General features: G+C 67.3%; 18 protein-coding genes. 17 read left to right on the forward strand and 1 reads right to left on the reverse strand.

From position 1 onward, the window contains the following. Position 1 precedes the first annotated feature (1 nt). The 17 genes from ACFFJC_RS06275 to ACFFJC_RS06355 are packed head-to-tail and all read left to right on the forward strand — an operon-like array spanning position 2 to position 16849. Complete coding sequence (locus ACFFJC_RS06275) at positions 2 to 1213, forward strand: NADH-quinone oxidoreductase subunit D (RefSeq protein ID WP_379486637.1); 1212 nt, start codon at positions 2 to 4, stop codon at positions 1211 to 1213. Beyond that, positions 1210 to 1560, forward strand: a complete 351-nt coding sequence (locus ACFFJC_RS06280) for a nuclear transport factor 2 family protein (protein WP_379486638.1) — start codon at positions 1210 to 1212, stop codon at positions 1558 to 1560. Before ACFFJC_RS06275 ends, ACFFJC_RS06280 begins: the two co-directional genes overlap by 4 nt. Before the next feature lie 31 nt (positions 1561 to 1591). Further along, complete coding sequence (locus tag ACFFJC_RS06285) at positions 1592 to 1795, forward strand: hypothetical protein (RefSeq protein WP_379486639.1); 204 nt, start codon at positions 1592 to 1594, stop codon at positions 1793 to 1795. Then, on the forward strand, positions 1788 to 2456 hold the full coding sequence (locus ACFFJC_RS06290) for a complex I 24 kDa subunit family protein (RefSeq protein ID WP_379486640.1): 669 nt from the start codon (positions 1788 to 1790) through the stop codon (positions 2454 to 2456). Before ACFFJC_RS06285 ends, ACFFJC_RS06290 begins: the two co-directional genes overlap by 8 nt. After that, a complete protein-coding gene (gene nuoF / locus ACFFJC_RS06295) occupies positions 2456 to 3766 on the forward strand; it encodes an NADH-quinone oxidoreductase subunit NuoF (RefSeq protein WP_379486641.1) in 1311 nt (436 codons plus the stop codon). The genes ACFFJC_RS06290 and nuoF overlap by 1 nt, the downstream gene beginning before the upstream one ends. After that, entirely contained in the window at positions 3766 to 5784 is a 2019-nt protein-coding gene (gene nuoG, locus ACFFJC_RS06300; protein ID WP_379486642.1) for an NADH-quinone oxidoreductase subunit NuoG, read from the forward strand. The genes nuoF and nuoG overlap by 1 nt, the downstream gene beginning before the upstream one ends. Then, positions 5781 to 6827, forward strand: coding sequence for an NADH-quinone oxidoreductase subunit NuoH (nuoH, locus tag ACFFJC_RS06305; RefSeq protein ID WP_379486643.1), 1047 nt, complete (start codon positions 5781 to 5783; stop codon positions 6825 to 6827). The genes nuoG and nuoH overlap by 4 nt, the downstream gene beginning before the upstream one ends. Next, positions 6824 to 7309 (forward strand): NADH-quinone oxidoreductase subunit NuoI, encoded by a 486-nt coding sequence (gene nuoI, locus ACFFJC_RS06310; protein WP_379486644.1) that lies wholly within the window; start codon positions 6824 to 6826, stop codon positions 7307 to 7309. Before nuoH ends, nuoI begins: the two co-directional genes overlap by 4 nt. Before the next feature lie 27 nt (positions 7310 to 7336). Beyond that, positions 7337 to 7954, forward strand: coding sequence for an NADH-quinone oxidoreductase subunit J (locus ACFFJC_RS06315; RefSeq protein WP_379486645.1), 618 nt, complete (start codon positions 7337 to 7339; stop codon positions 7952 to 7954). Continuing rightward, a complete protein-coding gene (gene nuoK / locus ACFFJC_RS06320; protein WP_379486646.1) occupies positions 7951 to 8256 on the forward strand; it encodes an NADH-quinone oxidoreductase subunit NuoK in 306 nt (101 codons plus the stop codon). Before ACFFJC_RS06315 ends, nuoK begins: the two co-directional genes overlap by 4 nt. Before the next feature lie 4 nt (positions 8257 to 8260). Beyond that, entirely contained in the window at positions 8261 to 10429 is a 2169-nt protein-coding gene (gene nuoL / locus ACFFJC_RS06325) for an NADH-quinone oxidoreductase subunit L (protein ID WP_379486647.1), read from the forward strand. 4 nt (positions 10430 to 10433) lie between these two features. Next, positions 10434 to 11966, forward strand: a complete 1533-nt coding sequence (locus ACFFJC_RS06330; protein WP_379486648.1) for an NADH-quinone oxidoreductase subunit M — start codon at positions 10434 to 10436, stop codon at positions 11964 to 11966. Further along, the gene (gene nuoN, locus ACFFJC_RS06335; RefSeq protein ID WP_379486649.1) at positions 11966 to 13429 is read left to right on the forward strand and encodes an NADH-quinone oxidoreductase subunit NuoN; all 1464 of its coding nucleotides are present in this window, start codon (positions 11966 to 11968) and stop codon (positions 13427 to 13429) included. Before ACFFJC_RS06330 ends, nuoN begins: the two co-directional genes overlap by 1 nt. Then, entirely contained in the window at positions 13426 to 14130 is a 705-nt protein-coding gene (locus ACFFJC_RS06340) for a biotin--[acetyl-CoA-carboxylase] ligase (protein ID WP_379486650.1), read from the forward strand. Before nuoN ends, ACFFJC_RS06340 begins: the two co-directional genes overlap by 4 nt. 15 nt (positions 14131 to 14145) lie before the next feature. Then, positions 14146 to 14925: a type III pantothenate kinase gene (locus ACFFJC_RS06345; RefSeq protein ID WP_379486651.1), complete on the forward strand. Its 780-nt coding sequence runs from the start codon at positions 14146 to 14148 to the stop codon at positions 14923 to 14925. Next, positions 14922 to 16547, forward strand: coding sequence for a ribonuclease J (locus ACFFJC_RS06350; RefSeq protein ID WP_379486652.1), 1626 nt, complete (start codon positions 14922 to 14924; stop codon positions 16545 to 16547). The genes ACFFJC_RS06345 and ACFFJC_RS06350 overlap by 4 nt, the downstream gene beginning before the upstream one ends. Positions 16548 to 16558: 11 nt before the next feature. Beyond that, positions 16559 to 16849: a DUF1467 family protein gene (locus ACFFJC_RS06355; RefSeq protein WP_379486704.1), complete on the forward strand. Its 291-nt coding sequence runs from the start codon at positions 16559 to 16561 to the stop codon at positions 16847 to 16849. A 267-nt stretch (positions 16850 to 17116) separates the two neighbouring features. Here ACFFJC_RS06355 and ACFFJC_RS06360 read toward each other — a convergent pair whose 3' ends face one another. Beyond that, positions 17117 to 19750: a coiled-coil domain-containing protein gene (locus tag ACFFJC_RS06360; protein ID WP_379486653.1), complete on the reverse strand. Its 2634-nt coding sequence runs from the start codon at positions 19748 to 19750 to the stop codon at positions 17117 to 17119. Positions 19751 to 19806: the final 56 nt, after the last annotated feature.

Consider the following 19806-nt stretch of genomic DNA (forward strand, 5'->3'; position numbering starts at 1 on the left):
CATGAGCATGCAGCTTGAACAGTCGCCCACCACCGGCGACGAGGTCATCACCAACTACACCATCAACTTCGGGCCCCAGCACCCCGCGGCGCACGGCGTGCTGCGCATGGTCATGGAACTCGATGGCGAGATCATCGAGCGGATCGACCCGCACGTGGGCCTGCTTCACCGCGGCACCGAGAAGCTGATCGAGCACAAGACCTACCTCCAGGCGCTGCCGTACTTCGACCGCCTTGACTACTGCTCGCCGCTGGCGATGGAGCACTCCTACGTGCTCGCCATCGAGAAGCTGCTGAACATCGAGGTGCCGCTGCGCGCCCAGTACCTGCGCGTGCTGTTCGCCGAGCTGACCCGCATCTGCAACCACATGCTCAACATCGGCAGCCACGTCATGGACGTCGGCGCGATGACGCCGAACCTGTGGCTGTTCGAGATCCGCGAGGACTGCCTGAACTTCTTCGAGCGCGCGTCGGGCGCGCGCATGCACTCGGCGTGGTTCCGCCCCGGCGGCGTCCACCAGGACGTGCCCCTCAAGCTGCTGACCGACATCGCCGACTGGCTCGACACGCGCCTGCCGCGCCTGTTCGAGGACGCGATGAGCTTAGTCGTGGACAACCGCATCTTCAAGCAGCGCAACGTCGACATCGCGCTGGTCTCGAAGGAGGACGCACTGGCCTGGGGCTTCTCCGGCCCGATGATCCGCGCCGCCGGCATCGCGTGGGACCTGCGCAAGAGCCAGCCCTACGACGTCTACGACCGCATGGACTTCGAGATCCCGGTCGGCACCAACTCGGACTGCTACGACCGCTTCATGGTCCGCGTCGAGGAAGTGCGTCAGTCGGCCCGGATCATGAAGCAGTGCCTCGCGCAGATGCCCGAAGGGCCGGTCGCGTCGGAGGACCGCAAGGTCGTGCCGCCCAAGCGCGCCGAGATGAAGAGCTCGATGGAATCGCTGATCCATCACTTCAAGCTCTACACCGAAGGCTTCCACGTGCCCGCCGGCGAAGTCTACGTCGCCACCGAAAGCCCCAAGGGCGAGTTCGGCGTCTATCTCGTGTCCGACGGCACCAACAAGCCGTACCGCTGCAAGATCCGCCCCACCGCGTTCAGCCACCTGCAGGCGATGGACTTCATGTCCAAGGGCCACATGCTGCCGGACGCGACCGCCATCCTGGGCGCCATCGACGTCGTGTTCGGGGAGTGCGACCGGTGAGCAACCTCGACACCGCCAAGGCCATGATCGCCGCTTACAACGCGCAGGACGTCGACACCTACGTGTCGTACATGACCGACGAGGCCTGCGAGGCGAACTATCGCGGCGCCGTCGTGCGCGAAGGCAAGGAAGGGACCCGCTCGGGCCTCGCCGCCGCCTTCGCCAAGTGGCCGCAGAACCGGGCCGAGATCGTCGAGGCGCAGGCGATCGGCGACTACGTGCTGATGCGGGAGCATGTGACGCGTGGGCCGGCGACCGATGGCTCGGATCAGGTCGAACCGTTCGACGTGGTGGCCGTCTACAGTTTCGAAGGCGGGAAGTGCTCGCGCGTCGAGTTTATCCGTTGAATGTGGCGTTGATCGTGAAGGGGTGGGACCTATGACGAAGTTCAACACTGTCGAGATGATCCGGATCTGGGCGACGCTGACGGGGCTGTTCCTCGTCGCGCTGTACTTCGCCGTCCTCTGGCTGGGGGTCGCCCCTTCGCCGATGATCGCCATGCTCGCGACCGCCATCGGCGGGTTTGAGATTTTCTTTTTCGGCCAGGATCAGTGGCTGAAGCGCAGGGGTAAGCATGGCTGACCGCTATATCGAACCCGATACGCCCGAGCTGCGGGCGCGTTGGGGCAATTTTGCCTGGACCGAGGCGAACGCCGCCAAGGCGAAGGACATCATCGCGCGCTACCCCGAGGGGCGTCAGCGCTCGGCGGTGATGCCGCTGCTCGACCTCGCCCAGCGGCAGGTCGGCGCGGAGCTGAACACGCAGGGCTGGCTGCCGATCCCGGTGATGGAATTCATCGCCGCGCAGCTCGACATGCCGATCATCCGCGTGGTCGAGGTGGCCACGTTCTACACGATGTACAACATCGCGCCGATCGGCCGCTTCCACGTGCAGGTGTGCGGCACGACGCCGTGCATGCTGCGCGGCTCGGACTCGATCATCGAGGCCTGCAAGAAGCGCGGCATGAAGAAGGGCCACACCACGGCGGACGGCCTATGGTCGTTCACCGAGGTCGAGTGCATGGGCAACTGCGCCTCGGCCCCGATGGTCCAGATCAACGACGACAACTACGAGGACCTGACGCCCGAGCGGCTCGACGCCGTGCTCGATGCGCTCGCGCGCGGCGAGACGCCGAAGGCCGGCACGCAGGACCCGGCGCGCCACACCGTCGAGCCGGTCGGGGAGCCGACCAACCTCGCGGCGATGATGACCGAAAACCATGACTACCGGAGTGAGTGGTAATGGCGCTCGCGGACAAGGACCGCATCTTCACCAACCTCTACGGCTTCCAGCCGTGGAACCTGAGCGCCGCTCAGGCGCGGGGTGACTGGGACAACACCAAGGCGCTGCTGGAACGCGGCCGCGACGGCATCATCGACGAGATGAAGGCCTCGGGGCTGCGCGGGCGCGGCGGTGCGGGCTTCCCCACCGGCATGAAGTGGTCCTTCATGCCCAAGCAGCCGCCGCTCGACCAGGCCGGCAACCCCAAGCCCAGCTTCCTCGTCATCAACGCGGACGAATCCGAGCCCGGGTCCTGCAAGGACCGCGAGATCATCCGCCACGATCCGCACAAGCTGCTCGAAGGCGCGCTCGTCGCGGGCTTCGCCATGGGCGCGCGCGCGGCCTACATCTACATCCGCGGCGAATACATCCGCGAGGCCGAGACGCTGTTCGCGGCCCGCGATGAAGCCTACGCCGCCGGCCTGCTGGGCCGGAACGCCGCCGGGTCGGGCTACGACTTCGACGTCTTCGTCCACCGCGGCGCGGGCGCCTACATCTGCGGCGAAGAAACCGCGATGATCGAGAGCCTGGAGGGCAAGAAGGGCCAGCCCCGCCTCAAGCCGCCGTTCCCGGCCGGCGCGGGCCTCTACGGCTGCCCGACAACGGTCAACAACGTGGAATCGATCGCCGTCGCCCCCACCATCCTGCGCCGGGGTGCCTCGTGGTTCTCCTCCTTCGGGCGCGAGAACAACAAGGGCACCAAGCTCTTCCAGATCTCCGGGCACGTGAACCGTCCCTGCGTGGTCGAGGAGGAGATGTCGATCCCGTTCCGCGAGCTGATCGAGCGCCACTGCGGCGGCATCACCGGGGGCTGGGACAACCTCCTGGCCGTGATCCCGGGCGGGTCCTCGGTCCCGCTGGTCCCCGCGGCCGAGATCATGGACGCCCCGATGGACTTCGACGGGCTCAAGGCGCTCGGCTCTGGCCTCGGCACCGCGGCGGTGATCGTGATGGACAAGTCCACCGACATCGTGCGCGCCATCAGCCGCCTCTCGTACTTCTACAAGCACGAGTCCTGCGGGCAGTGCACGCCCTGCCGTGAAGGCACGGGCTGGATGTGGCGCATGATGGAGCGCCTGCGCACCGGCGAGGCGCACGTCGAGGAGATCGACATGCTCCAGCAGGTCACCAAGCAGGTCGAGGGCCACACCATCTGCGCGCTCGGCGACGCCGCCGCGTGGCCGATCCAGGGCCTCATCCGCCACTTCCGTCCGGAGATCGAGCGGCGCATCGAAGAGCGCCTCGGATCGCTGCAACAGGCTGCCGAATAATGCCCAAGGTCAAAGTAGACGGCGTCGAGATCGAGGTCCCTGCAGGCGCCACCGTGCTGCAGGCCGCCGAGCTCGCCGGCAAGGAAATCCCGCGCTTCTGCTATCACGAGCGCTTGAGCATCGCCGGCAACTGCCGCATGTGCCTGGTCGAGGTGAAGCCCGGACCGCCCAAGCCGCAGGCCTCCTGCGCGCTCCCGGCGACCGAGGGGCAGGAGATCCGCACCGATTCCGAGATGGTCAAGAAGGCGCGGGAAGGGGTGATGGAGTTCCTCCTCATCAACCACCCGCTGGACTGCCCGATCTGCGACCAGGGCGGCGAGTGCGACCTGCAGGACCAGTCAGTCGCCTATGGCCGCGGCGGCTCGCGCTATCATGAGCACAAGCGCGCGGTGACCGAGAAGTACATGGGCCCGCTCATCAAGACGCAGATGACGCGCTGCATCCATTGCACGCGCTGCGTCCGCTTCTCGGAAGAGATCGCGGGCGTGGACGAGATCGGCGCGCTCTACCGCGGCGAGACCATGCAGATCACCACCTACCTGGAGCATGCCGCCAAGCATGAGCTCTCGGCAAACGTGATCGACCTGTGCCCCGTGGGCGCGCTCACCAGCCGGCCCTACGCCTTCGAGGCGCGGCCCTGGGAGCTCAAGAAGACGCTCGGCATCGACGTCTCGGACGCGACCGGCGCCAACATCCGGATCGACAGCCGTGGCCGCGAGGTCATGCGCGTGCTTCCGCGCAACAACGACGACGTCAACGAGGAGTGGCTGAGCGACAAGGGCCGCTACCAGGTGGACGGCCTCGTGCGCCGCCGCCTCGACAAGCCTTACCTGCGCCGCGACGGCAAGCTCGTCCCGGCCAGCTGGAACGAGGCCTTCGCCGCCATCGCCACGCTGAACCCGGGCGCCTCGATCGGCGCCATCGCGGGCGACCTGGTCGACTGCGAGACGATGTTCGCGGCCAAGGCGCTCGTCGGTGCGCTCGGCTCGACGCTGCTCGAAGGCCGCCAGACCGGCATGGACTACGACACGTCCAGCCTGGCGGCGGTGAACTTCAACTCGACCTTCAACGGCATCGAAACGGCCGACGCGATCCTGATCGTCGGCTCGATGGTCCGCTGGGAGGCGCCGCTCGTGAACGTCCGCCTGCGCAAGGCGGTAAAGCGCGGCGCGCGGGTGTTCCTGATCGGCCCGGAGTGGGAGACCACCTTCGGCGGCGAGTTCCTGGGCGAGGACCTGTCGGTGCTCGGCGGTCTGCCGCAGCACGTCTGGGACGCGCTGTCGGGCGCGAAGCGTCCGGCGGTCATCCTCGGCGGTGCGGCGCTCGGCCGCGGCGGGCTGGAGGCGGCGCTGTCGGTCGCAGGGCAGCTCAACCTCGTGCGCACGCTCGAGGACGGCACCGCGTGGAACGGCTTCAACGTGCTGCACATGGCGGCCTCGCGCATGGGCGGGCTGATGCTCGGCTACGCACAGAAGGGCGGTATCGCCGACATCGTGGCGGCCAGGCCCAAGGTGCTGATCTCGCTCGGCGCGGACGAAGTGGACTACACCCAGTTCGCCGGCTCGATGATCGTGTACATCGGCCATCACGGTGACAAGGGCGCCCACGCGGCCGACGTCATTCTGCCCGGTTCCGCCTTCACCGAGAAGGCCGGGACTTACGTCAACACCGAAGGCCGCGTGCAGTGGGCCGACAAGGCCGTCTTCGCGCCGGGCGACGCGCGCGAGGACTGGACCATCCTGCGTGCGCTGGCCGATGCCTTCGGCGTCTCGGTCGGGTTCGACAGCTTCGACGAACTGCGGGCCGCCATGGTCGCTGCGGTGCCGGCGCTCGGGGAAGAGGGGCTTGCCGACTACGGCGCTGCGCTTCCCGCCGGGGGCGGCTCGGCCTCGGGCGTGATCGCCTATCCGATCAAGGACTTCTACATGACCAACCCCATCGCGCGCGCCAGCGCGACGATGCAGCGCTGCTCGGCCGAGCTGCTGCACGGCGAGGACTTCGCGGAGGCCGCGGAATGACGTCCTTCTTCCAATCCCTGGGCATGAGCTTCGAGTGGGCGTGGTTCGTCGCGACCATCTGCGGCATCCTGCTGATCGCGCTGCCGCTGATGCTCGCCGTCGCGATGATCATCTACGTCGACCGCAAGATCTGGGCCGCCATGGCGCTGCGCCGCGGGCCCAACGTCGTCGGGCCGTTCGGCCTGCTGCAGTCCTTCGCGGACGGCCTGAAGGTGTTCCTCCAGGAAACCATCGTGCCTTCGGCGGCGAACAAGGGCCTGTTCCTGATCGCGCCGGTGGTGACCTTCACGGTCGCGCTGATGGCCTGGGCGGTGATCCCGTTCAACTCGGGCGCGATGCTGGCGGACATCAACGTCGGCCTGCTCTACGTGCTCGCGATCAGCTCGCTGGGCGTCTACGGCACGGTCATGGCGGGCTGGGCCTCCAACTCGAAGTACCCGTTCTTCTCGGCGATGCGCGCCTCGGCGCAGATGATCTCGTACGAAGTCTCGATCGGCTTCATCCTGATCTGCGTCGTGCTGTGGGCGGGGACCTTCAACCTCAACGACATCGTCGCCGCGCAGAAGGGCCATATCCTGGGCATCTTCAACGGCTTCGGCCTCAATCCTCTGCTCTTCCCGATGGCGATCATGTTCCTGATCTCGGGCATGGCGGAAACCGGTCGCGCGCCGTTCGACCTCACCGAGGCCGAATCCGAGCTCGTCGCGGGTTACCAGACCGAGTACTCGTCGATGGCGTTCGCCGCCTACTGGCTGGGTGAATACGCCAACGTGCTCCTCATGTGCGCGCTCAACGCGACGCTGTTCTGGGGCGGATGGCTGCCGCCGCTGGACATTCCCGTGCTCTACCTGGTGCCGGGCTTCATCTGGTTCCTCCTCAAGGTCTTCTTCTTCTTCTTCGTGTTCAGCTGGGTGAAGGCGACGGTTCCCCGTTACCGCTACGATCAGCTGATGCGCCTGGGCTGGAAGGTCTTCCTCCCCGTCTCGCTGGCTTTCGTCGTGATCGTCAGCGGCTACCTCATGGCTACCGGACACTTCGCATGACCGTCGCACATCTCATCAAGAGCTTCACGCTCTGGGAGTTCGTGAAGGCGCACTGGCTGACCTTGAAGTATTTCTTCAAGCCCAAGGCGACGATCAACTACCCGTTCGAGAAGAACCCGCTCTCGCCCCGCTTCCGCGGCGAGCACGCCCTGCGCCGTTATCCCAACGGTGAGGAGCGCTGCATCGCGTGCAAGCTGTGCGAGGCGATCTGCCCGGCGCAGGCGATCACCATCGAGGCCGCGCCGCGGCAGGACGGTTCGCGCCGGACCACGCGCTACGACATCGACATGACGAAGTGCATCTACTGCGGCTTCTGCCAGGAGGCTTGCCCGGTGGACGCGATCGTCGAGGGGCCGAACTTCGAATACGCGACCGAGACGCGCGAGGAACTGCTCTACGACAAGGCCAAGCTGCTGGCGAACGGGGACAAGTGGGAGCGGGCGATCGCCGCGAACCTTGAAGCCGACGCGCCGTACCGTTAACCGGCGCGCGCAAGGAAACGGGCTTCCATGATACACGTAATCGCCTTCTACCTCTTCGCGGTGATGACCGTCGCCTCCGGCGCGATCACCATCCTCGCGCGCAACCCGGTGCACTCGGTGCTCTGGCTGATCCTGGCGTTCTTCAACGCCGCCGGCCTGATGGTGCTGACCGGCGCCGAGTTCATCGCGATGCTGCTGGTCATCGTCTACGTCGGTGCCGTCGCGGTGCTGTTCCTGTTCGTCGTCATGATGCTGGACATCGACTTCGCCGAACTGCGGGCAGGCTTCGTGCGCTACTTCCCGTTCGGGGCGCTGGTCGCGATCGTGCTGCTGGCCGAGATCGTCCTGGGCATCGGCGCCTACCGCGCCGGGTCGCTGGACCTGGGCACGCCCGACGGCACCGCCGCTACGCCTGCGGGCGCTTCCAACATCGAGGCGATCGGAGCGCTGCTCTACGGCCGCTACCTGTTCCTGTTCGAGGCTGCCGGCGTGATCCTGCTGGTCGCCATGATCGGTGCCATCGTCCTGACCCACCGTCAGCGCAGCGACACGCGGGGCCAGAAGATCGCCAAGCAGGTCCAGCGTCGTCCCGAGGACGCGACCTTCAACGTGAAGCCGGAGATCGGCAAGGGGGTCCAGCTGTGATCGGCGTCGAACATTACCTGGTCGTGAGCTCGATCCTCTTCGTGCTCGGTGTCCTCGGCATCTTCCTGAACCGCAAGAACGTGATCGTCATCCTGATGGCGATCGAACTGATCCTGCTTGCGGTGAACATCAACCTCGTCGCGTTCAGCGCCTTCCTGCACGACCTGACTGGCCAGATCTTCGCCATGTTCGTGCTGACGGTCGCCGCCGGCGAGGCCGCAGTGGGGCTCGCTATCCTCGTGATCTACTTCCGTGGCCGCGGCACCATCGCCGTCGACGACGTCAACCGGATGAAGGGATAAGGCCTTGTCTATCCTCCTCATCGTCTTCCTGCCGCTTCTGGCGTCGATCCTGGCCGGGTTCGCGAACAAGTCGTTCGGGTTCCTCGTGCCCAAGGTGCTGACGACCGGCGCGCTGTTCGTCGCCTGCGCGCTGTCGTGGCCGATCTTCCTCGGCTTCCTCAATGGTACCGCCGAGGCGCACGTGGTCCCCGTGCTCAAGTGGGTCGCCTCGGGCTCGATGACGTTCGACTGGGCGCTGCGCGTCGATTCGCTGACGGCGGTCATGCTGGTGGTCATCACCTCGGTCTCGGCGCTCGTGCACCTCTACTCGTGGGGCTACATGAGCGAGGAGCCGGACCAGCCTCGCTTCTTCGCGTACCTCTCGCTGTTCACCTTCGCCATGCTGATGCTGGTGACCGCGGACAACCTGGTGCAGATGTTCTTCGGTTGGGAAGGCGTGGGCCTGGCCTCGTACCTCCTGATCGGCTTCTGGTTCCGCAAGCCGTCCGCCGGCGCCGCCGCGATCAAGGCCTTCGTGGTCAACCGCGTCGGTGACCTCGGCTTCATGCTCGGCATCTTCGGCACCTTCCTGGTGTTCGGGACCGTGTCGATCCCCGAGATCCTCGCCGCCGCGCCGGCGATGGCCGGCTCGACGATCGGGTTCCTCGGCATGCGCATCGACACCATGACGGTGATCTGCCTCCTGCTGTTCGTGGGTGCCATGGGCAAGTCGGCGCAGCTGGGCCTGCACACCTGGCTTCCCGACGCGATGGAAGGCCCGACCCCCGTTTCGGCGCTGATCCACGCGGCGACGATGGTCACCGCGGGCGTCTTCATGGTCTGCCGCCTGTCGCCCATGTTCGAGACGAGCGAGACGGCGATGCACGTCATCGCCTTCGTCGGCGCCGCCACCTGCTTCTTCGCCGCCACCGTCGGCTGCACGCAGTGGGACATCAAGCGCGTCATCGCCTACTCGACCTGTTCGCAGCTGGGCTACATGTTCTTCGCCGCGGGCGTGGGCGCCTATGGCGCGGCCATGTTCCACCTGTTCACCCACGCCTTCTTCAAGGCGCTGCTGTTCCTCGGTGCCGGTTCGGTGATCCATGCGATGCACCACGAGCAGGACATGCGCTTCTACGGCAACCTGCGTAAGCACATCCCCATTACGTTCTGGACCATGACGGCGGGTACGCTGGCCATCACCGGCGTCGGCATCGCCGGCTTCGCGGGCTTCGCGGGCTTCCATTCGAAGGACGCTATCCTCGAGGCGGCGTTCGGCTCGGGCACCTCGGTCGGCCAGTTCGCCTTCTGGATGGGCATCCTGGCGGCGCTGATGACGAGCTTCTACTCGTGGCGCCTGGTGTTCCTCACCTTCTTCGGCAAGCCGCGCTGGATCCAGTCGGAGCACATCCAGCACGCGGTGCACGACGCCCACGGCCACGGTCATGACGATCACGCGCATGCGCACGACAGCGCGCACGGCCACGGCGATCCGACGCAGGATCCGCATGGCCACGGTCCTGCGGCGCAGGAAGACGCGGGCGAAAGCACCGAGCACCACGACGCGCATGGCCACGGCGCGGCCGACCTGGGTTCGGGCGGTCCGATCTACACCACGCACGGCGACGGCACGGGCGGCTACCACCCCCACGAGAGCCCGCTGGTGATGCTGCTGCCGCTGCTGATCCTGTCGCTGGGCGCGATCTTCGCCGGCTTCGTCTTCGAGCACGCGTTCGTGTCGGACGGCGAGGGCGCCTTCTGGAAGGGTGCGCTGGTGTTCCACGAGCACCTGATCCACGCCATGCATGGCGTCCCGACCTGGGTGAAGTGGGCGCCGTTCACGGTGATGGCGCTTGGTCTGCTGACCGCATGGTACGGGTATCTGCGCAACCTCGACTTCCCGAAGGCGGTCGCCGACCAGCTCGGCCCGGTCTACACCTTCGTGTACCGCAAGTGGATGTTCGACGAGCTCTATCACTACGTCTTCGTGGTGCCCGCCTTCTGGCTCGGCCGCGTGTTATGGAAGGTGCTCGACGTCGGGATCATCGACCGGTTCGGCCCCGACGGTGCCGCCGCCGTGGTGGCGCGGGGTTCGACTTACGCGCAGAAGGTCCAGTCGGGCTATCTGTACAGCTACGCTCTTGTCATGCTGCTGGGCCTCGTCGGCGCCATCAGCTGGGTGATCGCGGGATAAGATGATGAGTGGTTTTCCGATCCTCAGCCTGATGCTGGCCGTGCCGCTGCTCGGCGCACTGGCCTGCCTCTTCCTTGAAGCCAAGGCGGCGCGCACCGTCGCTCTCGCCGCCACGCTCGTCGACCTGGTGCTCGGCGTCGTCCTCTGGGCCAGCTACGACATCGGCGGCGCGCAGTGGCAATTCACCGAGCGGCTCGAGATCTTCTCGGGCTTCTCCTGGGCGCTCGGCATCGACGGCATCGCGCTGCTGCTCATCATGCTCTCGGTCTTCCTCATGCCGATCTGCATCGGCGCGAGCCAGTCGATCGAGAAGCGGGTGGGCGAGTACATGGCGGCGTTCCTGCTCGTCGAGACGCTCATGCTCGGCGTGTTCATGGCGCAGGACATCTTCCTGTTCTACATGTTCTTCGAAGCCGGCCTGATCCCGATGTACCTCATCATCGGCATCTGGGGCGGCGCCGACCGCATCTACGCCTCCTACAAGTTCTTCCTCTACACGCTGCTCGGCTCGGTGCTGATGCTGGTGGCGATGCTGTGGATGGTCCACACCGCCGGCACCACCGACGTGCCGACGCTGATGGCCTACGACTTCGACCCGAAGGTCCAGACCTGGCTGTGGCTCGCGTTCTTCGCCAGCTTCGCGGTGAAGATGCCGATGTGGCCGGTCCACACCTGGCTTCCCGCCGCGCACGTCCAGGCGCCGACCGCCGGGTCGGTCATCCTGGCGGGCGTGCTGCTGAAGATGGGCGGCTACGGCTTCATCCGCTACTCGCTGCCGATGTTCCCCGAGGCTTCGGCGTACTTCGCGCCGCTGATCTGGGGCCTGTCGATGGCGGCCGTCGTCATCACCTCGCTCATCGCGCTGGTGCAGAGCGACATGAAGAAGCTGATCGCCTACTCCTCGGTCGCGCACATGGCGATCGTGACGCTCGGCCTGTTCGCGTTCAACGTACAGGGCCTGGAAGGCTCGATGCTGGTGATGCTGAGCCATGGCCTTGTCTCGGGCGCGCTGTTCCTGTGCGTGGGCGTCATCTACGATCGGCTGCACACCCGCGAGATCAATCGCTACGGTGGCCTCGCCATAAACATGCCGCGCTACGCGCTGTTCTTCCTGCTGTTCACGATGGCCTCGATCGGCCTTCCGGGCACCAGCGGGTTCGTGGGTGAGTTCCTGAGCCTGGGCGGCATCTACCAGGCTTCGACCTCGGCGGCGCTGATCGGCACGACGGGCATCATCCTGGGCGCGGCCTACATGCTCTATCTCTATCGCCGGGTCGTCTTCGGCGAACAGAAGAACGCCGATGCCGCCGCCATGCCGGACCTCGACGCGCGCGAACTGCTGATGGTGGTTCCGCTCGGCCTCGCGGTGCTGTGGATGGGCGTGTACCCGGAGAGCTTCATTGCGCCGATGCGCGCCGACATTGCTGCGCTCGACGCCCGCCTCGCCCGTGCGAAGCCGGCCAGCGACAGCAAGCCTACACCTGGAAAAGCTAAGCCTGCGCACGAAGAAGCCGCTGCGCACGGGGGGTCACACTGATGGACTGGTCGCACTCCCTGCGCCTGATCGCGCCGGAAGAAACGCTGAGCATCGCAGGCCTCGTCCTGCTCCTGATCGCCGCCTGGGGCGGTGACAAGGCAAGCCGCCTGATCTCGATCCTCGCCGTCACGGCGCTGGTCGGGGCCACCTTCCTCGTCGCGCCGGCGCTGTGCGACGGCGCGATGGGACCGGACACCTCCGCGTTCTTCGGCCAGGTCCGCGCTGATGCCTTCTCCAGCTTCGCCAAGATCCTGATCTACCTTTCGGCGGCGTCCACGCTCGTGCTCGCGCCGGCCTTCTTCGACCGGCTCGGCGCGATGCGCGCGGAATTCCCGATCCTGGTGGTGTTTGCGGCGCTCGGCAGCGGCCTGATGGTTTCGGCGGGCGACCTGCTGGCGCTCTACATCGGCCTGGAGATGAACTCGCTGGCCGCCTACGTGCTGGCGGCGTTCATGCGGACCGACGGGCGTTCGGCGGAAGCGGGCCTCAAGTACTTCGTGCTGGGCGCGCTGGCTTCGGGCATCCTGCTCTTCGGCATGAGCCTGACCTATGGCTTCACCGGCACCACCGCGTTCAGCGGCATCGACGCCGCCCTGTCGAACAACCTGTCGAACGGCGCGCTGTTCGGCGTGGTGTTCATGCTGGCCGGCCTCGCCTTCAAGATCAGCGCGGTGCCCTTCCATATGTGGACGCCGGACGTCTACGAAGGCGCCCCCACGCCGGTGACGAAGTTCTTCGCCACGGCCGGCAAGGTCGCCGCGGTCGGGTTGACGATGCGCGTCATGCTCGATGCCTTCGGAGACCAGGCCGCGGCGTGGCGCCAGATCATCGTGTTCATCGCGCTCGCCTCGATCGTGGTCGGTGCGCTGGGTGCGATCGGGCAGAAGAACATCAAGCGCCTGATGGCCTATTCGTCGATCAACAACGTCGGCTTCATTCTGGTCGGCCTGGCCACCGCGAATGCGCAGGGCGCCTCCGCCATGCTGTTCTACATGGTGATCTACGTGGCGATGACTGTCGCCGGCTTCGTGACCATCCTGATGCTCAAGGACGCGGACGGCCGCGCGGTGGAGGAGCTCTCCAGCTTCGCCGGCCTGTCGCGCACCCGGCCGGGGCTGGCGCTGGCGCTCGCGATCGTGATGTTCAGCCTCGCCGGCATCCCGCCGCTGTTCGGCTTCTGGGGCAAGTTCCTGGTCTTCCAGGCCGCCGTCGAGGCCGACATGATGGCGCTGGCGTTCATCGGCTTCGCAGCCTCGGTGATCGGCGCCTTCTATTACCTCAAGGTCGTCAAGGTCGTGTACTTCGACGAGCCGGCCGACGTGGTGAAGGGTGAGAGCGACGTGTGGCACAAGGCGATCCTGGTGGTCACCTGCCTGTTCATCTCGCCGCTGGGCTACCTTCTCAGCGGATGGCTGCAGGGCCTGACCGACACCGCCGCCACCGCCTTGTTCCACGCGCTTTGATCGAAGTCGTAGACGAGACCGGCTCGACCAACGCGGATGTGGCGAGCCGGCTCGCCACCGGAGAGTACCTGCCCGAAGGCACCTGGCTCGTCGCCGATCGCCAGACGGCGGGCAGGGGCCGGCTCGGCCGGGTTTGGAACGACGGTGCCGGCAACTTCATGGGATCGACCGTGGTGCGCCCCGGGACCGGCGATCCCGCTCCCGCGACGCTGGCGCTGCTGGCCGGGCTGGCCGTCCATGAGGCGATCGGCGAGCTGGGTGTCCGCGACCTGCGGCTGAAGTGGCCCAACGACCTGCTGCGCGAGGGCGCCAAGGTCGCCGGGATCCTGCTGGAGATGATCGGCGGAGTGGTGATCGTCGGCATCGGCGTGAACCTGGCCAGTGCTCCGGACGTGCCGGGTCGGTCCGTCGCCGCGCTGGCGGACCACGGCGCGGCGCCCGGTCGCGACCGTTTCGCCGGGGCGCTGGCCGAGACCTTCGCGCGCGAACTCCTGCGCTGGCGCTCGGCCGGCCTTGCTCCGCTCCTGCGTCGCTGGCAAAGTGCCGCGCACCCGCTGGGAACGCCGCTGCGGGTGCTGCCGTCCGGGGAGGGGGAAGTGCACGGAGCCTTCGCGGGACTGGCCGAGGACGGAAACCTGCGGCTGACCCTCGAGGACGGCTCGCTGCGCACGATCCATGCCGGCGACGTCCTGCTAGTATGAGGAACATGAAGAGCCATGCTGCTCGCCATTGACGCCGGCAACACCAACGTCGTCTTCGCTCTGCTGGAAGGGCGGACCATCCGAGGGCGTTGGCGCATCGCCACCGATCCGCGGCGGACCGGCGACGAATACGCCGTCTGGCTGATGCAGCTGCTCGCCATCCGCGGGGTAGAAGCCAAGGCGGTCGACCGGATCATCATCTCCACGGTGGTGCCGCGCGCGCTGCACAACCTCGAGATACTGGCGCGTCATTATTTCCACGTGGAGCCGCTCATCGCGGGCCAGGGCGCTGCGGAGTACGCCATCGACATCGACGTGGACGAGCCGCGCTCGCTCGGCGCCGATCGCGCGGTGAATGCCATCGCCGCCCATGCCAAGCACCCGGGCGATCTCATCGTGGTGGACTTCGGCACCGCGACCACGTTCGACGTGATCGATTTCAACGGAGCCTACAAGGGCGGCATCATCGCGCCCGGCATCAATCTCTCGCTCGATGCGCTGGTCGGCAACACCGCCAAGCTGCCGCGCATCGCCATCGAGGCACCCAAGAGCACCAGCGTGGTCGGGCGCAACACCGAGGACCAGATGCTGATCGGGGTGTTCTGGGGTTACGTCGCGATGATGGAGGGCCTGATCGCCCGCATCCGCGCCGAGATCGGCCGCCCCGCCCAGGTGATCGCCACCGGCGGCCTGGCCGTGCTGTTCCAGGAAGCCACGCAGATCTTCGACGCCGTCGATGCGGACCTCACCATCGAGGGCCTCGCCATTCTTGCCGAAAGGGCAACGTTTCAGTGATTCCTGGTAATGAACTTCTCTTCTGCGCTCTGGGTGGCTCGGGCGAGATTGGAATGAACGTCAATCTGTACGGATGCCAGGGCAAGTGGCTCATGGTCGATCTTGGCATGACCTTCTCCGGCAACGAGTACCCCGGCGTGGACCTCGTCTTCGCCGACCTCGACTTCATCGAGACGGAGCGGGAGAACCTGCTCGGCATCGTGCTGACCCACGCGCACGAGGATCACATCGGCGCGGTCCCTTACTTCGCCGAGGAGCTGGGCGTCCCCCTCTACGCGACGCCGTTCACTGCCAAGCTGGTCGCGGCCAAGCTGGAGGAAGCAGGCCTGCTGGGCGAGGTCGAGCTGATCGTCGTCGAAGATCTCGAGACCTTCCAGGTCGGTCCCTTCGGCGTGCGCTACGTGCCGCTGGCGCACTCGATCGCCGAGGGTAACGCGCTGCTGATAGACACGCCCTATGGCCGCATCTTCCACACTGGGGACTGGAAGATCGACGACGAACCGCAGGTGGGCACTCCCGCTACGGAGGCGGAACTCACCGCCATCGGCGACGAGGGTGTGCTCGCGCTGGTCTGCGATTCGACCAACGTCTTCAATCCCGAGGCGTCCGGGTCCGAAGGCGAGGTCTATCGCGGGCTGCTGGAGGAGGTGAAGCGCCACGAAGGGCGCCGCGTGCTGGTCACGACCTTCGCCTCCAACGTCGCCCGGCTCCAGACGCTGGGCGAAGTGGCACGCCGGACGGGGCGGCAGCTCTGCGTGGCCGGACGATCGCTCGACCGCATCATCGCGACCGGCCAGTCCTGCGGCTACCTCCAGGACCTGCCCGCACTCATCGACCCCGAGACCGCGATGGACCTGTCGCGCGGCGACGTCCTGATCGTCGCCACCGGCGGGCAGGGAGAACCGCGCGCGGCGCTGGCCCGCATCGCGGAAGGCAACCATCCGATCAAGCTGGACAAGGGCGACGTCGTCCTGTTCTCCAGCCGGCAGATCCCCGGCAACGAGATCCAGATCGGCCGCATCCAGAACCGCCTGGCGGAAGCCGGCGTGGTGGTCGTCACCGACCGCCAAAGCCCCATCCACGTCTCCGGGCACCCGGGCCGGCCGGAGCTGCAGGCGCTCTACAGCTGGGTGCGTCCGAAGATCCTGGTGCCGGTCCACGGCGAGATCCGCCACATGAAAGAGCAGGCGCGCCTCGGCCTGTCCTGCGGCATCCCCAAGGCCATCTTCCAGAAGAACGGCGATCTCGTGCGCCTTGCTCCCGAACACCCCGGCAAGTTCGGCGAAGTTCGAGCAGGGCGGCTCGTGCTCGACGGGGACATCATCGCTCCGGCTGACGGCGATGCCATGGTCATGCGCCGGCGGATCGCCTGGAACGGCGTCGTCTCGGTCGCGGCCGACCGCCGCGGCCATGTCGAGGTGTCGGCGATCGGGCTACCACTGGACGAGGATTATGCCGACTACGTCGCGGAGACGAAGCGCGACGTCGCCGAGGCGCTGAACCGCGCCCGAAGGGGGGATCGCGATGCGCGGATCGAAGCCGCCCGCCTGGCCGCTCGGCGCGCCGCCACCCGCTGGTCGGGCAAGAAGCCGCAGGTCCAGGTGCTGCTGCTGGAGGACTGAGCCCTATGGCGATGAGATGGACCTCGATCGTGGCGATCTATGCGCTGTTCTGGGTGCTGAGCGCGTTCCTCGTGATGCCGTTCGGACTGCGCACGCCCGACCAGGTGGAGGGCCATCAGGTCGGGAAGGGGCATGCAGACAGCGCGCCGGTCAATTTCCGGCCGGGACTGATCGCGCGCCGCGCCACGGTTCTCGCGCTTGTCCTTTTCGGGCTCTACTATGCCAACTATGCCTATCAGTGGATTACCGTGGAGGACCTGAACGTCTTCGGAAAGCCACCGGTGGATGACTTGGGATATTGATCGGGTTTTATCCTTATCAGGTCTTTACCAAGTCTATTTTCCCAATATACATCGGCCTCCGGGGGGGAGGCGACGGCACATTGGTGGTTCTACCGGCATTCCCTGCCTGAGCCGCCTTATCCGCATGTGACGTTGCTTTGTGGGAGGGCCTTCCCCCCAACCACCGGTGCGGCTGCTTACGCGCGGTGGCAGGGTGCCTGCCCGTAACCCCCCGGCATGAGCATCGCGGGGGCCCGCCCGCCGTCCCGCGGCATGACCAATTCACGCTCAGTTGCGCAGGCGCTCGATCCCTTGCGCCAGCGCCACGTAGAGCTTGCCCATGTCTGAGGAGAGAAGCGTCACCCCTAGGGCATTACCGTCGCGCGTGGACAGGACTTCGCGCAGGATCGATTCGAAATCGTGGATGTACCGGCTGACGTTGGCCCGGAAGGCATCGTCGCGTTCGAAAATCTGCTGGATGGCCTTGGTCTCGCTGGCGTCCAGAAGGCTGACCGCGCGGCGCGTGAAGATGCCGCGGTCGCCGCGCAAGTACGCGGCCCAGGCGGTGTCGGCGATGTCGCTGGACAGCACCGAGGCGATGTCGATCGCGTTGGAGTTGAGGGCCTCGGTGATGAGCGCGGCGCGGCGGGCGAAGTCGTTGTCCACCTGCTCCTCGGCGCGGTTGCGGGCTTCGGCCACGCGACCTTCCAGGCTGGCGACGAGATCGTCCACTTTCGCGAGCTGGTCGCGCAGCTGCACCGTGGCTTCGCGCGTGACCCCGGCGGCATGGGCGACCGCCTGCTCGAGCTGCCCGGTGACCTCCGCGACCTTGCCGCGCATGGCCTTGTCGATGGCCTGCGCGCTCTCTGCCCCCAGCGTCTGCGCGACGCGGGCGATACGCGCGGCGCTGTCGTCCTCGATCGCCGCGACGGTCGTGACCAGGCCCGCCGAGAGGTCGGCGATCGCGCCCTCCAGCGCCTGCGCCGCCTTGCCGCGCGTGGCGTCCAGGGCGCCGTCGATCCGGCCGAGCGTGCCGAGCAGGCGGTCGAGGACGGCGGCGTTGTCGGCACCCCGCGCGCCGATCGCGTCCTGCGCGCTGGCCAGATCGGCGATCAGCGCGTCCAGAACGCCACCGGAGGCCGCGAGGCCGGCGCCCAGCACGTCGCCGCGCTCGCCCGCCTCGCGCAGCTTGGCGGAGAGTTCGCCCAGGCCCTCGTGGAGCCGTCGCAGGCGGTCCTCGGAGAGCGCCAGCGCCTCGGGCAAGGCCTCGTGCGTGTGCCGGGCGCTGGCCTGGATCAGCTCCAGAAGACGAACGCTGTCCTCGGTCAGCTTGGCGACGTCGTGGTCGGTGGCGGCGAGCGTCGCCCGCGCGGCGGCAAGCCGATCGGTGAGCGCGCCCAGGCTGCCGGCGAGGCGCGTTTCGGACTGGGCCGCGCCGTGGGCGATGCTCTCGAGCCGGGCGTCGTAGCGGGCCAGTTCGCCCGTCACCGCGCCGGCGCGTTCGGCCAGCGCCGCGGCCTGGATGCGGTGACGCTCCAGGCGTTCGGCGATGGCGGCGTCGAGATCGCCCAGCATGTGCTCGATCCGCGCGACGGCATGGCGCTCCTGCTCCACCTGGCGCGCCTGCCGCTCCTCGGCCTCGGCCGCCAGGCGTTCGGCGCGCAGGCCGATGGATTCGTCCATCTGCCGCGCCTCGGCGGCGATGGTGGCGAGACGCGCGGCGAGCGCCTCGACCGCGGCCTCCTGCGCCTGGTGGACCGCGGCGCCGGTGGCGGACTGCTCTTCGGCGAGGGCGGCGAGAGTGCCCTTGAGAGCCTCGACGGCATTCTCCTCGGCCCGGTGCAGGGCGCGCGAAACGACGTCGCTTTCGTCGCGCAGGGCGACCAGCCGCGCGCGCAGCGAGGTGAGGCTCTCGGCCTCGTCGCGGTCCAGCTGCCGCCGGGTCTCCTCGATTTCCCCGTTCAGTGCCTGGGCCCGGCTGCGAATGGCGGCGAGGGCGTCGACCTCGCGCCGGTCGAGCTCGACGCTGAATGCCTCGCTGCGCTGGTGCAGGTCGCGGAAGCGATCCGCGACGACACGCTCGAGCTGCTCTCCCCGCGCCGTGAAGCCATCCAACGTCTCGTTCACCTGGTCGCGCAGCTGCGCGACCTGCCGCGTGCTGGCAGAGCCGAACTCGTTCAGCCGGTTGAAGCCGTGGATCATGTCGTCGAGCTCGGCACGCGCGTTGCGCCCGGCGTGGACGATGTTGTTGCTGACGTCCTTGGCCGAGCTCGCGATCACCGGAAGCTGCCCGCGCAGCTTCTCCATGTTGTCCAGCGCCGCCGTGCTCACCGCGCTGATCGATTCGACGCGCGCGCTGTTGTCGATCACCAGTTCCTGCAGCCGGCTTGCGTTCTGCGACAGTCGCTCCGCCGCCATGCGGCCCAGCGCCTCCAGATCGCGCGACTGCGCGGCCACGAACTCGCGAGCGAGGCTGAGCTCGCGGTTCACCGTCGTCAGCCGCGCCTCCAGCAGCGTCGATTCGTTCGACAGCAGCCTTGCCGCGTCGGCGAAGCGCCGGCCTTCGCGGGTGCTGTTCCGCAGCACGAGGAGCCAGACCACGCCGATCAGCAGCACGGGCGCGCTCCACTGGGCCACCAGTTCGGGCACTCGGGCGAGCGGGAGACCGGCGCGCAGTGCCGGAAGCTGGGCCAGCACGAACAGCACCGTCCAGCCCGCGACGCTGACCGCGGCCAGCGTCGGCAGGACCCAGGCGCGGGCGGCAGGCTCTGCGGCAGGCTCTGCCGCAGGCTCCCCGTCTTCGGCGGCGACCCAGGCGTCGTCCCAGTCCGAGGGCGTCGGAGACGACGGCGCGTCCTCTTCGGCCCCGGCGGTGTCGCCAGTGTTGGCTCCGAAAGCGATGATCCTGTTTTCCCCGACCATCCAACCACGTTACCACGGACCGGGCATCAATAAACCCCGGCTTAACGCTCCCGCCA

This window comes from Novosphingobium soli (genome assembly GCF_042432915.1).
In the GTDB taxonomy this organism is placed as follows: domain Bacteria; phylum Pseudomonadota; class Alphaproteobacteria; order Sphingomonadales; family Sphingomonadaceae; genus Novosphingobium; species Novosphingobium soli.

Bases quoted from the DNA above. Each gene is read 5' to 3' on its own strand.
- ACFFJC_RS06275 (WP_379486637.1), top strand. From the start codon at position 2: ATGAGCATGCAGCTTGAACAGTCGCCCACCACCGGCGACGAGGTCATC.
- ACFFJC_RS06285 (WP_379486639.1), top strand. From the start codon at position 1,592: ATGACGAAGTTCAACACTGTCGAGATGATCCGGATCTGGGCGACGCTG.
- ACFFJC_RS06290 (WP_379486640.1), top strand. From the start codon at position 1,788: ATGGCTGACCGCTATATCGAACCCGATACGCCCGAGCTGCGGGCGCGT.
- nuoF (WP_379486641.1), top strand. From the start codon at position 2,456: ATGGCGCTCGCGGACAAGGACCGCATCTTCACCAACCTCTACGGCTTC.
- nuoG (WP_379486642.1), top strand. From the start codon at position 3,766: ATGCCCAAGGTCAAAGTAGACGGCGTCGAGATCGAGGTCCCTGCAGGC.
- nuoH (WP_379486643.1), top strand. From the start codon at position 5,781: ATGACGTCCTTCTTCCAATCCCTGGGCATGAGCTTCGAGTGGGCGTGG.
- nuoI (WP_379486644.1), top strand. From the start codon at position 6,824: ATGACCGTCGCACATCTCATCAAGAGCTTCACGCTCTGGGAGTTCGTG.
- ACFFJC_RS06315 (WP_379486645.1), top strand. From the start codon at position 7,337: ATGATACACGTAATCGCCTTCTACCTCTTCGCGGTGATGACCGTCGCC.
- ACFFJC_RS06330 (WP_379486648.1), top strand. From the start codon at position 10,434: ATGAGTGGTTTTCCGATCCTCAGCCTGATGCTGGCCGTGCCGCTGCTC.
- nuoN (WP_379486649.1), top strand. From the start codon at position 11,966: ATGGACTGGTCGCACTCCCTGCGCCTGATCGCGCCGGAAGAAACGCTG.
- ACFFJC_RS06345 (WP_379486651.1), top strand. From the start codon at position 14,146: ATGCTGCTCGCCATTGACGCCGGCAACACCAACGTCGTCTTCGCTCTG.
- ACFFJC_RS06355 (WP_379486704.1), top strand. From the start codon at position 16,559: ATGAGATGGACCTCGATCGTGGCGATCTATGCGCTGTTCTGGGTGCTG.
- ACFFJC_RS06360 (WP_379486653.1), bottom strand. From the start codon at position 19,750: ATGGTCGGGGAAAACAGGATCATCGCTTTCGGAGCCAACACTGGCGAC.